This window comes from Paraburkholderia sp. EG286A (assembly GCF_040965375.1).
Lineage (GTDB): Bacteria > Pseudomonadota > Gammaproteobacteria > Burkholderiales > Burkholderiaceae > Paraburkholderia.
Map to the genome: position 1 here is coordinate 259,050 of NZ_JBFRCB010000005.1, position 12,737 is coordinate 271,786.

The following is a 12,737-nucleotide window of genomic DNA, read 5'->3' on the forward strand; positions in this document are numbered from 1 at the left end:
AACTAGTCCTTTGCATGAGAGGGGGCCAACGGACGCAGCTTGAGTTGCGCCGCGTCGGCCGTAGCCGCGCGCGCGTGCAGCCAGGCCGTGTAGCCGAGGCGCTGCTTGCGCCCCAGCGCGAGACGCGGCACCTGCGCGCGCCGCAACTGCAGGTTCACGTCCCATTCGAGTGGATCGCGCACGTACAGACGCACCCAGTCGGCGAGCCGCGCGAGGCTTGCGCCGCCCGGCAGGAAGCGCTCGTAGTCGTCCAGCGAAAGCGGTCCGAGCACCACACGGAACTTGTGCTGCCGATCGAAGACTCTCGCCCCGAGCATCGTGCCGACGCCGATGCGGGCGCTTTCGTCGCGCAAACCGACGCGCGTCAGCGCAGCTTCGGGCAGCTTCATCCAGTGCCCCACGTTTTGCACGACCGCCACCGGCAAGCCAAAGAATCGCGACAGCACGATCCGCAAACCGGCCGCGTGGCGCGTGGGCCCCGCGAGCAGCCCCGCGAAATGCAGCTTGGCGAAATCGGGCACGGTATCGCGATGGCGCAGCGCGCCTTCGTTCAGGCCAAACACGGTGCCCACGTAGGCGGAGAACCGGTCGTCGTCGTCGCGGTCGAGGCTCACCACCGGCTGCGCCGTGGCCCACGCGCGATAGAACAGCGAGGCCATGCGGTGATGAAAGACGTCGAGAAAACGCGCGAAAGTCGGATCGCCCGCGTTACGCGCGCGGTGACGCACGTATTCGGTCAGATGCGTGGGCATCGGGCCATTCGGGCCGAGCAGACCGAAGAAGTTCACGGCGAGCTTCGGTGCGGTGTCCTGCGTGCTGGCGAAATGGCGCAGCGCCGTCGGAAAGAAGATCAATTCGGCTTCCTGACCGAATCGCACCGCGTCGTCGCGCGGGCGCAGCGACGACCCCACGCGCGGCAACCCGCGATGCGCGCATTCCACCAATCGCACGGCCTGAAAGAAGTCGAAGCGGTTCGCCTCGGCGGAAAAGCGCTCGAATAGCATCACAGCGTCCGGCATTGCCCACTCCCCGGCGCCCAGCGCATGATTTCACCGCGCGTCGTCGACGCGACGAAGGTCTCGGTAAACGAATTCATCGACACGTATTGCTCGAAGAAGCGCGCGAGCACCGCGCCGAACAAAAACGCGCTCGCCCCTTCAAAACCGCTCTCGTCGAGCAGCACATCGAGCGCGAGGCCGCGCCCGAACACGATCGGCCCGCGCGACGGCAGGCGGCGCGTGACCGCCCGCGTGCCGATGGAGCGCAGACCTTCGATCTGCCGCGCGGCCGCGCCGTCGCCTTCGGGCGCGTAGAGCGCGAGCAGGTCGCGCATGGCGCGCGCGCCGCTCCCGTTCGCGTCGTCCACGAGCGATGCGTAGTTGAGCGACAGGTGACTCAGGAGGCGCCAAGCGACTGCCCCTTGTGCGTAGGATGGCAACGGGCGGCTCGGCCCGGCGACACAGCGCACGCCGGAAACCGGCGCTTCGAGTTCCAGCGTGAAGTCGGTTTCGCCGCGCCCGAGCGGCAGGGTCAGCGTGAGATCGCGGTTGGTGCACAGCACGCTGACACCGAGTTGATGCAGATCGCCGGGATACGGCGCTTCGTGCGTATTCACCAGCGCGATCCAGGTTTCGCTGCCCGCATACGACGAACGCGCGCCGCGCTCCTGCTCGCGGGCGGACGGCAGACGCTTCTCGCGCCGCACCTGATAAAACGCCGTGTCGGGGTCGCCTGCGCCGAGATCGCGCATGCGGTAGAACGGCTGAAACTCGATCGGCGCGCTGCCGCCCGAGCGATGGCCCGTCACGCTTTGCACGCGATAGACCTCGAAGTCGCGCGGCCGCGTGCGGTCCACCACCACGTGATGCTCGAACTGCTCACCCGTCACCGCGATACGATCGGCGCGGCGCGCAAACAGATTGATCGCGGGCGTGCAATGGAGCGCGAAATTCTCGTGGTCGACCCGTTGCTCGAGCGCAGTATCGCCCTTCGAAAGCAGGACGACCAGCTCGATCTCGCGGCTTTCACAGCGAGCGAAATGCGCATGCAATCCATCGATGCCGACGAACATGAAGCGCTGCGCGAATGCGAAATACTCCTGCAGCAGGCGATAGCCCGGAAACGATTGATCGCTCACGGGCAGCAGCGCTTCTTCGTCGGAGAAGCCGAGCGGGCGCAGCGACGAAGGCGGCAGCACGCCACTGGGCGTCGCGATGCCGAGCGTCGAGCCGAGCAGCAGTTCATGGAGCTTCGCCGCCGTGCCGTCGCTGCCGCGCAGGTAGATGGGCAGATGATCGATGGCGAGGTCGTTGATCTTGCGTTCGCCGAGCGCGCGCAGTTTGAGGCGCAGGCCTGCCTTCACGCCGCGCGGCGTGGCGGCGGCGACGCCGGGCAGCGCGCCGGTGTGCGTAAACAGGCGAGCCTCCACCAGTTCGAGCGGCGACAAGGTGAGCGCGTGCGCCGTGCGAAACTCGCAGCGCGTCGCGCGCTCGCCGTCGAAGCGGCCCTGCAGGGGCGTGCCGCGCGGCACGGCAACGCCGTCCGCGAGCGCGGGGTGAGTCTTGTCGGGCTGCAGTTGCACGACCGTCATCGCGGGCGTCGGCGCGAGATAGTGCGGATACACCAGTTCGGCGAGATGCTGCGTGAAGCGCGGAAACTCGGCATCGATTTTCATCTGCACGCGTGCGGCCAGAAAGCCGAAACCTTCGAGCAAGCGCTCCACATAGGGGTCGGCGCAGTCGAAACCTTCGAGACCGAGCCGCCCCGCGATCTTCGGAAACGCCTTGGCGAACTCGCCGCCCATCTCGCGCACATGCTGCAGTTCGCGGCTGTAGTACTGGAGGAAGTCGGGGTTCATCGGGGCGTCACCTCTTCGTACACGTTTGCCTTGCCGGCTTCCAGATCGAGTTCCGTGCGCAAATAAAGCCGCTCGGGCACCGGATGCGCATGGAGATCGCCTTCGACGATGAACGCCAGCGCGTGGTGTGCGATATCCACGCCACCGGACTGAATGGCGCGCACGCGCAAGGTGCCGCGCACGATGCGCGGCTCGAACGCGCCGATGGCTTCGGCGATCAGCCGTTCGACCCGCGTGACGTCCACGTCCGACGCGCTCTTGCCCGCCAGCTCCGCGAAGCCGAAGTTGAGCACCGAGTCGGCCACGCACGGATAGCGCGCGATCTCCTGCGCCGACGCGATGCCCCGCGCATTGAGGAGCCAGCCGATATCGCGCATGACGCTCAGGCGCTGCGCACGCGCCGAACTGGCCCGATGCTCGCGGACTTCGCTGGTCGCTTCGGGCGCATGGTCGGTCAGCCGCTCCAGCAGCGAGGGCTGCACGCGCTCGGCGTTTCTCGTGCGCATGATCCGCTTACGTCGTGGCGCTGGCCGGAATGTTCCACTTGCACTCGACCACGCCGCCGAGCGCCGAGCCAGTGGTCGGGTCCTGCTGCTGGTAGGTCACGTGGAACTTCTCGAAGTTGAGCGTCACCGTTTCGGTGAAGCGGTCCTCGCCGTCCGAGCCGCCCGTCGCGTAGTTCGTGACGAGCACCTTTTCGAGGTCGATCGTGTAGTACTCCAGCGGTTTGGTGCCGCCCGCCTTGCGCACGGTGAGTTTGCCGGTGGGGAAGTGCTTGCCCGTCACGCACGCGGTCATGATGGCCGGCGTGGCATGATCCGTGTACTTGGTGATCGACAGATCATGCACGTCGACCTTGCCGCCACCACCGCCCGTGCCGAGGTGCATCGTGCCGGACTGATCCATGCTCCAGCTCCAGGAGAGCACGTCGATCTCGTCCTTGTGAGTCTGGTCCAGCGACTCGCCCGTGACCGTGCCAAGTTTCAGAAAAATATCGACTGCCATTTGGATTCCTTATTGATCGGGTTAGTGGAGATTTGATGAAGGCGATCGCTCAGGCCGCTTTTGCAGACGGCAGCCGCGAAACGAGCCGCAACGACACGGTCAGGCCTTCGAGCTGATAATGCGGACGCAGATAGAATTTCGAGGTGTAGTAGCCCGGATTGCCCTCCACCTCCTCGACCACGACTTCCGCGGCCGCGAGCGGCCGGCGCGACTTCGTCTCTTCCGACGAGTTGGCGGGGTCGCCGTCCACGTACTGAAGAATCCAGTCCTGCAGCCAGCGCTGCATGTCGTCCTTCTCCTTGAAGCTGCCGAGCTTGTCGCGCGCAATGCATTTGAGGTAGTGCGCGAAACGGCTGCAGGCGAACAGATAAGGCAGGCGCGCAGCGAGGTTCGCGTTCGCCGTGGCGTCGGGGTCTTCGTATTCGATCGGCTTGTTGAGCGACTGCGCGCCGATGAAAGCTGCGATATCCGAATTCTTCTTGTGGACGAGCGGTATGAAGCCGTTCTTCGCCAGCTCGGCTTCGCGGCGGTCGCTGATGGCGATTTCCGTCGGGCACTTCATGTCGACGCCGCCGTCGTCGGTGGGAAACGCGTGGACCGGCAGATTCTCCACCACCCCGCCCGACTCGATGCCGCGAATGCGCGAGCACCAGCCCCACGTCTTGAACGAGCGGTTGATGTTCACGGCCATCGCGTAGGCCGCATTGGCCCACGCGTACTTCGACGCGTCCGCGCCCGCGGTGTCTTCCTCGAAATCGAACTCCTCGACGGGGCTCGTTTTCGCGCCGTAGGGCGTGCGCGCGAGAAAGCGCGGCATGGCAAGGCCGATATAGCGCGAGTCTTCGGAATCGCGCAGCGAGCGCCATGCGGCGTGCTCGGGCGTCTGGAAGATCTTCGTGAGATCGCGCGGATTCGCCAGCTCCTGCCACGAGTCCATCAGCATGACGGCGGGGTCCGCGCCCGCGATGAACGGCGCGTGCGCGGCGGCGGAGATCTTGCCCATCTGCGTGAGGAAATCGACGTCGGGTCCGCTGTTGTCGAAGTAGTAATCGGCTACCAGTGCGCCGTAAGGCTCGCCGCCGAACTGGCCGTACTCTTCCTCGTAAAGCCGCTTGAACAGCGGGCTCTGGTCCCACGCCACGCCCTTGTACTTGCGCAGCGACCGGTGCAAGTCGGCCTTCGAAATGTTCATCACGCGCAGCTTGAGGCTCTCGTCACTCTCGGTGTTGGTGACGAGGTAGTGGAGCCCGCGCCATGCGCTTTCGAGCTGCTGGAACGGCTCTGCATGCAGGATGACGTTGATCTGCGCGCTCAGCTTTTCGTCGATGCGCGCGATCAGCGCTTCGATGGTCGCGAGCGCATCGTCGGACACGCGGTGCGTGTCGAGCAGCGCCTGCTCGGCGAGCGTGCGCACGGCGCTTTCCACCGCTTCGCGCGCTTTCTCCGTGCGCGGGCGGAATGCCTTCTGCAAGAGCTGTTGAAACTCGCCGGAGGGGCTTTCCGCGTCGGCTTCCTGCCTTTCTGGCTGCGCGAACGCGGATGGATCGAGTTGGGTGTCTGCCATCTTGGGTCCTTTATTCGGAGTCGGGCGCGCCCTGCGGCTTCGGCGCGGCGGCGAGCGCATTCATCAGCGCGGGGTCTTCGAGCAGGCGGGCGACGAGCTTTTCCGCGTCGGTCTTGCCGTCCATATAGGTCAGCAGGTTCTGCAACTGGCTGCGCGTTTCGAGCAGCCTCGCGAGCGGCTCGACGTTGCGCGCGATCGCGGCGGGCTCGAAGTCGTCCATGCTCGCGAAGGTCATGTCCACGCCGATCTTGCCCTCGCCGGTCAGCGTGTTGTCGACCTGCATCGCCACGCGCGGCTTCATCGAGCGCAGCCGTTCGTCGAAGTTGTCGATGTCGATCTCCAGAAACTTGCGTTCCGCAACGGGCGGCAGCGCTTCCTGCGGCTGCCCCGAAAGATCGGACAGCACACCCATCACGAAAGGCAAGTTGACCTTCCGCTCCGAGCCATACACTTCCACGTCGTACTCGATCTGCACGCGCGGCGCCCGATTGCGCGCAATGAACTTCTGACTGCTCTCCTTGGCCATTTGACCGTTCTCCTGGTTGAGTTGCGTTGCAGTGCGGCTTCGATCATTCCACCGGCGTTTCGACGGCAGCCGTACCGACCACCTGGGTAAGTTGCGCGAGCCCTTCCGGCGCGAGGTCCTTCAAGAGATCGACGAAGGACTTCTCGACGAGGCCGCGCGCCCTTTCGAGCAGTAACGGCACGGGGCTGGCAGGTTCGTGTTGCGCGTACCAGGCGCAAATGCGCTGCAGCGCGGCGGCCACGTCGGCGCGGCTGCCGATGGCATTGATGGGTGCGTTACCGTTGGCGCCGACGGGCGACGCGACACCGGTCTCTTCTGCGTGCTGCATTTGCGCTTCGTCCCGGTGCACGCCCACGCCCGTTGCAAGCAGCGACGATGCACGCGCCAGCAACGCCTTCAACGAGGCGAAATCGAGCGATTGGGTCGCGCCAACGCGTTGGGCAAGCGTCGCTTCGACAGCGCGGACGCTGTCGTACGCGGTGTCGAACGCCTTCTTCGCGTTGCGCGCGGCATCAGGCGACACAGCGATCGACGCTTCGATCGCCGCGAGGCTCATCGCCGTGTGCCCCTCGGGCGCGACGGCTTCGCCATTCGCATACGACCACTCGCGCAGCGTGACCGGGGAAATACCTCCCAGCAGCGGGCTATCCATCAGACCGGCGAGCACGCCGCCGGCTTCCGTCCACCCGGCAAGCGCGTTGATGCGGGCCGTCGCGTCGTCGCCGTCGCCGTCGCCGGCGTCGAGTTGCGGGTGCACGTGCTCCCAGTGGCGCTCCAGCAGTGCGGCAGTCAGGACGAGCCCGTCCGCGAGACCGGCAATGCCCTCGCGAACCCAGCGCGCCCGCGCCAGATGCATCACCACGCGAAGGTCTCGCGTGCGCGCCATCAACGCGGTGCCCAGCACATCGGCGGCCTCCCAGTCGGGCGGGACCGCGGCCACGAGCGTGGCGCCATACTCTGCCTCCGGACGCCCGCTGACCGCTTCTTCGAGTTCGCGCAATTGCGCGTCATATTCGAGGTCGGGGCCGCAGGGTTCGGCCTGCGTGAGTGGCTCGAGCCACGCGGTCCAGTCCTGATGCGTAATGAAATCGATGGTCATGGCAGGTTGAATCGATTAACTTTGCATTCCGAATTAATTGTCGATCCATCTTTCCTGACGGACCGTACAGTGTCGGTCTTCTTACTTATAGAAGATGTAATTCGCGATATAGGGCGAACTACCCGACTCGTGCTCGACGGTGCACGGCGCAGCCGGCTTTACGCCGCCAACCGTCCTGACCCGTTGCACGTAGCGCACCGGGGCGAGCATGCCCTGCGATCCGGTGGAGTGCGCCTCGAGCAGCAGTTGCGGCACACTGCCTGGCGTATCACTGGGCGCTTGCGCGACGACTTTTCCCTCGATGCGGCTGCCGTCGCGCGCTTGCCACGACGGACCGGCCGAATGCTCGATCACCTCGGCGCCGTGTGCGTCGTAGAGCGTGGCGCTCGGCTGCTGGAAGACCCAGCCGAGCGCGTGATCCGTACCGTACTCGCAGGCGTAGATCTGCACGCCCGCTGCGGTCGTGCTCAGAAACGGCTGTGCGCCCGGCATGTCGACCGATTCGGCTTGTGCGGACGGTCCGCTCATCATCGAAATCAGCCCAGCCCCAATTGCAATGTGCTTCCCGCGTGAGAGGCGATGCATGGAGACGCTCCTTTGGCTCAGCGGGGTCGATCCAGTTCGATCCGCTCTTCCACAACAGCCCGGCGCGGAAAACTATTCCATTTGTTTTTGCAGCCGGGTGCCAGGCACTGGCGGGAATATCTGGAAACGTCCGGCTGTTATGGCTGCATCCGCAATTGAATGGAGCCAGGCCATGAAAGCCCGCATGACGATTGCCAGTCTCGCTGTGCCCTTGGAGCGGATCAAACCCATCGGCGGGCGCTCCTCCAGGGGCACCGCGGGTCATCAGTTCGACCTGACGTTTCGCGCCGAGGTCAAGGCGCCCATGCTCGGCAAGCTCATGGCCGATGACATCGAATGTCCTCAACTGGAATGGAACGAGTGCATCGAATGGTTCAGGTTGGACACCGCGACGCAGAAATGGGACTTCGAAGGCAGGATCGTGCGAAACATGTATGCGCACAATCGCGAGTCGAATACCTTCAGGAACTGGCACAGGTCGCGTTATACGATCGCGACCGATGTGACCAACCGTCCGCCCGCCGCACTCATGGCCATGAAGCGCGAGGAGGATGCAAAGAAGTGGATTGCGCGCCATGGCTTCAGCTGGAATCTCCACATCCGGGATATTCCCCAGATGGGCGTGCTCGGCGGAACCGGTGGCGGCGGTGGCCTGAGTCTCGTCACCGGGGATACGCGTCGCCGTGTCATCTATTTCGATCTGGGCTTCGAGGGCCAGCGGGAGCGCGCGCGGCTAGTGCAGATCCTGGAGACACAGCAGGGGCGGCTCACGATTCATCACCTGATTCGCGGCGACATCGAGAAGAAGACCGTGGATGAACTCTCGAATCTCGAGCGCTGGCGCTTTCAGTTGCGCACGAGTCACGGCTAACGCCCGCGCGGGCTCCGCAACCTGCAATCAATATCTGGCCAGCTTCGGGATCATTCCGTGCGGGTGCGCGTGGCCGTGCCCTCTGTGCGGCGTCGTGACGGCCAGCCATATTCGGCCGCCTGCCAGGCAAGCAGCCCGGGCAGATAGAACATCAGATCGCGCACGCGTCTTGCGCCCGCGAGCGCGAGGCAAGTGGGCGCATCGAACCCCAGCAGTCCGCCGATTATGACGAAGCCGCCCTCCTGCACGCCAAGGCCGGCCGGCACCAGAAACGCGATGCTGCTCAGCATCTGGATCAGGGCTTCGATCACGAACGCCTGCACGAAGGTCGCGTCCGTGCCGAGCACGCGCAACGCGATCCAGATTTCGAGCGCATAGCCGAGGCATTGCAGCGTTTGCCAGACGAGCACGTAGCGCACGACTACGCCGGTCTGGCGCCAGATCAGCTTGAGGGATAGATCGACGCGCGCGGACTTGCCCACGAGATCGACGACCTTGCCGCTCGTGACGCGGTTGAGCGTGCGTGCCGCGCGCTCGAACGGCCGCGCATGCTGCACGAGCGCAAAGAGCACGAGCAACGGGATGAAACCCGCGAGGCCCCATGCAAGTCGCCCCACGAACCGCGCGGTATCGGAAGAGGAATGTTCGAGCAGATAGCCGGCTGCGAGCAACGCAAACAGCACCTGGCTGATCAGCGTGAGCTGCATGTCGGCGATGAGGCTCGCCACCGCCGTGGCCGGCCGTACGCCCGCACGGCCAAGCAGGCGGAACGACACGAGTTCCCCGCCCACGCGTGCAACGGGCAGCAAGCCGTTGATCGACTCGCGAATCCACACGAGTTTGAGCATCGTCGCGAACGACGGACGCTGCGCCGCGCGAATCAGGCTGCCCCAGTCCCATGCATTCGCGCACATCGGCAGGATATGCACGATGGCCGCCAGCACGAGGCCCATGCCCGCGCCGCGCAACAGTTGCAGCACTGCCGCGGGATGTTCGCGCCATACGAGCCATATGGCGATCGCAAGACCGACCAGGGCGGCGATACGTCCCATGTGCTTCATCTGCGGGTATGCTCCCGTCTCATTGTGCCCCCCAATCTACTGTGACGCTCAGGTCTCGTGGACTGGCGAAAGCATGCCATTCCTGTCGACGCGAAAGCGCGTGCCGCGCCAAACGACGCCAGACGAACAAAAGCTCGCGACATAGATCGCGAACTGGACCATTTCCCAAAGCGGTAAGCATAGCAGTCCGCTGGACTTGTCGCCGGTCGCGCGATCGGTCCGCCAGATCAGCCACGCGCGCGCACACAGCGCCACGGCGGCCAGGATCCACGCGGGCGCCGCGCCGCCGGACAAGGCCACGGCAAGCATGGCGAGCGCGAACGGATGCATCAGCACAGCGCCCAGATGTCCCGAGCGGTCCGCCGCGCGAACGGTGCGACTCCAGCGCAGTTCGTGCGCAAAGAGCTTCGCGAACGTATTCTCCACGCACGCGTGCCGCACGAGAATGGGCGGAATGGAAACTTCCGCGCCGGCGCGGCGCACGGCTTCCCCAATCGCATGGTCTTCGGCGAGGTGATGCGCGAACTGCGCCAGACCGCCAATGCGGTCGAGCATTTCACGCGTCATGGCGATGGACTGGCCAAAGCACGGCCGCGCGCGCCCGATGGCGAGCCCCGTGACGACGCCGGGCAGGAAATGATAGTTCGTCAAGGCCGACGCCACGCGCGGCCAGAATCCCGGCGCGCACAGGCCCCGGTAAACCGCGCTCACGAGGCCGACGCCCGGTTGCTGCAGCGCCCCGACCACCTGGCGCAGATAGTTCTGGTCGACGAGCACGTCGCTATCGGCAAAGCACAGCACATCGTGCTCGGCCTTTTCGAGCATGTTCACGAGATTCGCGATCTTGCGGTTGGGACCGTACAGGCGCGCATCGGCGACGACCGTGATGTGTGCTTCGGGATAACGCGCGCGTAGCCGCTCGATGGCGTTCAGCGCCTCATCACGCGCATCGTGAACGCCGAACAGATACTGGACTTGTCCAGGATAGTCCTGCTCGAAAAAGCTGGCGAGGTGCTCCTCGAGGTGCCATTCGTCGCCGTGCAGCGGCTTGGCGAGCGTGATGGCCGGAAAGTGCTGCGGCGTCGCCACCTCGCGTGCGAAGAAACGGCCGACCAGCGCGCTCGCCGTGCAGGTATAGATGATGCCGACCACGGCGCAAAGACCGCTGAGGACCGCGAACGAATCGAAGAGCAGATGCGAGAAGCCAGGCAATTCAGCACGCATGACTTCGATTGCCGCAGACGCGACCGCAAGCACCGTCACGGCCATCGCAACGATGGCGCCCGTTCGCCCCGTCGCATGCGCGCGGTCCATCATGCCTCGTGTGCGCGCAGGAAGCGGAAGAACTCCACGCCTTCGCGCAGACGCCGCTTCATCATGTCCCAGCTCGTGAGCATCTCGCGCACGATCTCCCAGATCTTCGACGGCCGGAAATAGAACTGGCGATAGAACTGTTCCAGGTGGTGATAGATCTCGTCGCGCGACAGATGCGCATAACCGATCGCGGCCAGTTGCACGCCCTCTTTCGAAACGAGGTTGATGGTCTTGTTCTCTTCCATCCAGCCGTTTTCCACGGCCTGCTTGTAGAGCGTCGTGCCCGGATAGGGCGCAGCCAGCGACACCTGAATCGTATGCGGATTGATTTCCTTCGCGTACTCGATCGTCTTCCTGATCGTGTCCTGCGTCTCGCCCGGCAGCCCCAGAATGAAGGTGCCGTGCACCTTGATGCCGAGCGTCTTGCAGTCGGCGCTGAAGCGGCGCGCGAAGTCCGTACGCACGCCCTTCTTGATGTTCACGAGAATCTGGTCGTCGCCCGATTCGAAGCCCACGAGCAAGAGGCGCAGGCCGTTTTCCTTCATGACCTTGAGCGTCTTGTACGGCACGTTCGCCTTCGCGTTGCACGACCACGTCATGCCGAGCTTGCCGAGACCCATGGCGATCGCTTCGGCGCGCGGCAGGTCGTCGGTGAAGGTGTCGTCGTCGAACATGAGTTCCTTGACTTCCGGCATGTTCTCGCGGATCCACTTCGCTTCCTCGAGCACGTTCTCGACCGAACGCGTGCGGTAGACGTGGCCGCTCACGGTCTGCGGCCACAGGCAGAACGTGCAGCGCGACTTGCAGCCCCGGCCCGTGTAGATCGACACGTACGGGTAGTTCAGGTAGCCGATGAAGTAATTCTCGATCTTCAGGTCACGCTTGTAGATCGGCGCGACGAACGGCAGCGAGTCCATGTCTTCCAGCACCGGGCGGCCCGGGTTGTGCTCGATCGAGCCGTCCTTCGCGCGCCACGAAATGCCCTTGACCTCGGCGAGCGGCATGCCTTCGGCGACTTCCTTGCAGGTGAAGTCGAATTCCTCGCGGCAGACGAAATCGATCGCCTCGCTTGCCGTGAGCGAATTATGCGGATCGACCTGCACCTTCGCGCCCACCAGACCGATGACGATCGACGGCTTGCGCTTCTTGAGGTCTTCGCAGAAGAGCGCGTCGGTCGGGAACGACGGCGTGCTCGTGTGGATGATGACGAGGTCGTACGCGGCTGCAATCTTCAGCGTCTCTTCGACACCCAGGCCGTCGGCCGGCGCGTCGAGCACGCGGCTGTCGGGCACGAGGGCCGCGGGCTGCGCAAGCCAGGTGGGATACCAGAACGAGCGGATCTCGCGCTTTGCCTGGTAGCGCGAGCCCGCGCCACCGTCGAAGCCGTCATACGACGGGGCCTGCAGAAACAGCGTTTTCATATTCCTCGATTGTCCGCGCAGTATGGTGAAACCCGGTTAGCGATCGCGTGCGCCTCTCGGCTTGCACGGCCGGCGTCCCGCGCCGTGCAATTCCCTCGAAATGCATTACGCAAAACATTCGATCGGCATTCCAGCTCGCATGTTTGTTATCGAATTGAAGGCCTGGGCGCCACGGGTGAACCCTAGGATATTAAGCCGAAAATCTGATGCTGACCTTAAGCGCTTTCCCTTCTTCCGATGTATTGAAACATGCCAAACCTCCAGTGTGACGCATTGATATGACAGTTTTCATCGCATCGCGCCAATTGATGTCCGTTGTGATGACAATCAGTTACGAGCCACGCATAACCCGCCCTCTGGCACCTGGAAATCGCGTCAATCGAACCAGGCCACGCAAGTCGTGTGCCATTTCGTGCGTGCGCCTTGCGTATTCC

General features: G+C 64.4%; 12 protein-coding genes. 1 reads left to right on the forward strand and 11 read right to left on the reverse strand.

The annotated features are described in order from the left end of the window. Window positions 1-2 precede the first annotated feature (2 nt). The 8 genes from tssG to AB4Y35_RS24385 form a co-directional block, all read right to left on the reverse strand. Window positions 3-1,019 (reverse strand): type VI secretion system baseplate subunit TssG, encoded by a 1,017-nt coding sequence (gene tssG, locus AB4Y35_RS24350; RefSeq protein ID WP_368706327.1) that lies wholly within the window; start codon window positions 1,017-1,019, stop codon window positions 3-5. Then, entirely contained in the window at window positions 1,004-2,857 is a 1,854-nt protein-coding gene (gene tssF, locus AB4Y35_RS24355) for a type VI secretion system baseplate subunit TssF (protein WP_368706328.1), read from the reverse strand. Before tssF ends, tssG begins: the two co-directional genes overlap by 16 nt. Then, window positions 2,854-3,363, reverse strand: coding sequence for a type VI secretion system baseplate subunit TssE (tssE, locus tag AB4Y35_RS24360; protein ID WP_368706329.1), 510 nt, complete (start codon window positions 3,361-3,363; stop codon window positions 2,854-2,856). The genes tssF and tssE overlap by 4 nt, the downstream gene beginning before the upstream one ends. Before the next feature lie 7 nt (window positions 3,364-3,370). Then, window positions 3,371-3,862 (reverse strand): Hcp family type VI secretion system effector, encoded by a 492-nt coding sequence (locus AB4Y35_RS24365; RefSeq protein WP_368706330.1) that lies wholly within the window; start codon window positions 3,860-3,862, stop codon window positions 3,371-3,373. A 49-nt stretch (window positions 3,863-3,911) separates the two neighbouring features. Next, a complete protein-coding gene (gene tssC, locus AB4Y35_RS24370) occupies window positions 3,912-5,426 on the reverse strand; it encodes a type VI secretion system contractile sheath large subunit (RefSeq protein ID WP_368690493.1) in 1,515 nt (504 codons plus the stop codon). Window positions 5,427-5,436: 10 nt separating this feature from the next. After that, window positions 5,437-5,952: a type VI secretion system contractile sheath small subunit gene (tssB, locus tag AB4Y35_RS24375; protein WP_368706331.1), complete on the reverse strand. Its 516-nt coding sequence runs from the start codon at window positions 5,950-5,952 to the stop codon at window positions 5,437-5,439. Between the two features lie 43 nt (window positions 5,953-5,995). Continuing rightward, window positions 5,996-7,051 (reverse strand): type VI secretion system protein TssA, encoded by a 1,056-nt coding sequence (tssA, locus tag AB4Y35_RS24380; RefSeq protein ID WP_368706332.1) that lies wholly within the window; start codon window positions 7,049-7,051, stop codon window positions 5,996-5,998. An 81-nt stretch (window positions 7,052-7,132) separates the two neighbouring features. Continuing rightward, the gene (locus tag AB4Y35_RS24385) at window positions 7,133-7,636 is read right to left on the reverse strand and encodes a DUF3455 domain-containing protein (RefSeq protein WP_368706333.1); all 504 of its coding nucleotides are present in this window, start codon (window positions 7,634-7,636) and stop codon (window positions 7,133-7,135) included. On the opposite strand from AB4Y35_RS24385, the gene AB4Y35_RS24390 reads away from it, so the two are divergent. Continuing rightward, the gene (locus tag AB4Y35_RS24390) at window positions 7,635-8,507 is read left to right on the forward strand and encodes a hypothetical protein (protein WP_368690497.1); all 873 of its coding nucleotides are present in this window, start codon (window positions 7,635-7,637) and stop codon (window positions 8,505-8,507) included. The two genes, AB4Y35_RS24385 and AB4Y35_RS24390, sit on opposite strands and share 2 nt — an antisense overlap. A gap of 50 nt (window positions 8,508-8,557) precedes the next feature. Here AB4Y35_RS24390 and AB4Y35_RS24395 read toward each other — a convergent pair whose 3' ends face one another. The 3 genes from AB4Y35_RS24395 to hpnJ form a co-directional block, all read right to left on the reverse strand. Next, a complete protein-coding gene (locus tag AB4Y35_RS24395; protein ID WP_368706334.1) occupies window positions 8,558-9,568 on the reverse strand; it encodes a lysylphosphatidylglycerol synthase domain-containing protein in 1,011 nt (336 codons plus the stop codon). Between the two features lie 48 nt (window positions 9,569-9,616). Next, window positions 9,617-10,792: a bacteriohopanetetrol glucosamine biosynthesis glycosyltransferase HpnI gene (hpnI, locus tag AB4Y35_RS24400; RefSeq protein WP_368706740.1), complete on the reverse strand. Its 1,176-nt coding sequence runs from the start codon at window positions 10,790-10,792 to the stop codon at window positions 9,617-9,619. Between the two features lie 89 nt (window positions 10,793-10,881). Continuing rightward, entirely contained in the window at window positions 10,882-12,303 is a 1,422-nt protein-coding gene (gene hpnJ, locus AB4Y35_RS24405) for a hopanoid biosynthesis associated radical SAM protein HpnJ (RefSeq protein WP_368704930.1), read from the reverse strand. Between the last annotated feature and the right edge of the window lie 434 nt (window positions 12,304-12,737).

Coding starts and splice junctions, on each gene's coding strand:
- tssA (WP_368706332.1), bottom strand. CDS start 7,051: ATGACCATCGATTTCATTACGCATCAGGACTGGACCGCGTGGCTCGAG.
- tssF (WP_368706328.1), bottom strand. CDS start 2,857: ATGAACCCCGACTTCCTCCAGTACTACAGCCGCGAACTGCAGCATGTG.
- tssB (WP_368706331.1), bottom strand. CDS start 5,952: ATGGCCAAGGAGAGCAGTCAGAAGTTCATTGCGCGCAATCGGGCGCCG.
- AB4Y35_RS24365 (WP_368706330.1), bottom strand. CDS start 3,862: ATGGCAGTCGATATTTTTCTGAAACTTGGCACGGTCACGGGCGAGTCG.
- AB4Y35_RS24390 (WP_368690497.1), top strand. CDS start 7,635: ATGGAGACGCTCCTTTGGCTCAGCGGGGTCGATCCAGTTCGATCCGCT.
- hpnJ (WP_368704930.1), bottom strand. CDS start 12,303: ATGAAAACGCTGTTTCTGCAGGCCCCGTCGTATGACGGCTTCGACGGT.
- tssG (WP_368706327.1), bottom strand. CDS start 1,019: ATGCCGGACGCTGTGATGCTATTCGAGCGCTTTTCCGCCGAGGCGAAC.
- hpnI (WP_368706740.1), bottom strand. CDS start 10,792: ATGCGTGCTGAATTGCCTGGCTTCTCGCATCTGCTCTTCGATTCGTTC.
- tssC (WP_368690493.1), bottom strand. CDS start 5,426: ATGGCAGACACCCAACTCGATCCATCCGCGTTCGCGCAGCCAGAAAGG.
- AB4Y35_RS24395 (WP_368706334.1), bottom strand. CDS start 9,568: ATGAAGCACATGGGACGTATCGCCGCCCTGGTCGGTCTTGCGATCGCC.
- tssE (WP_368706329.1), bottom strand. CDS start 3,363: ATGCGCACGAGAAACGCCGAGCGCGTGCAGCCCTCGCTGCTGGAGCGG.
- AB4Y35_RS24385 (WP_368706333.1), bottom strand. CDS start 7,636: ATGCATCGCCTCTCACGCGGGAAGCACATTGCAATTGGGGCTGGGCTG.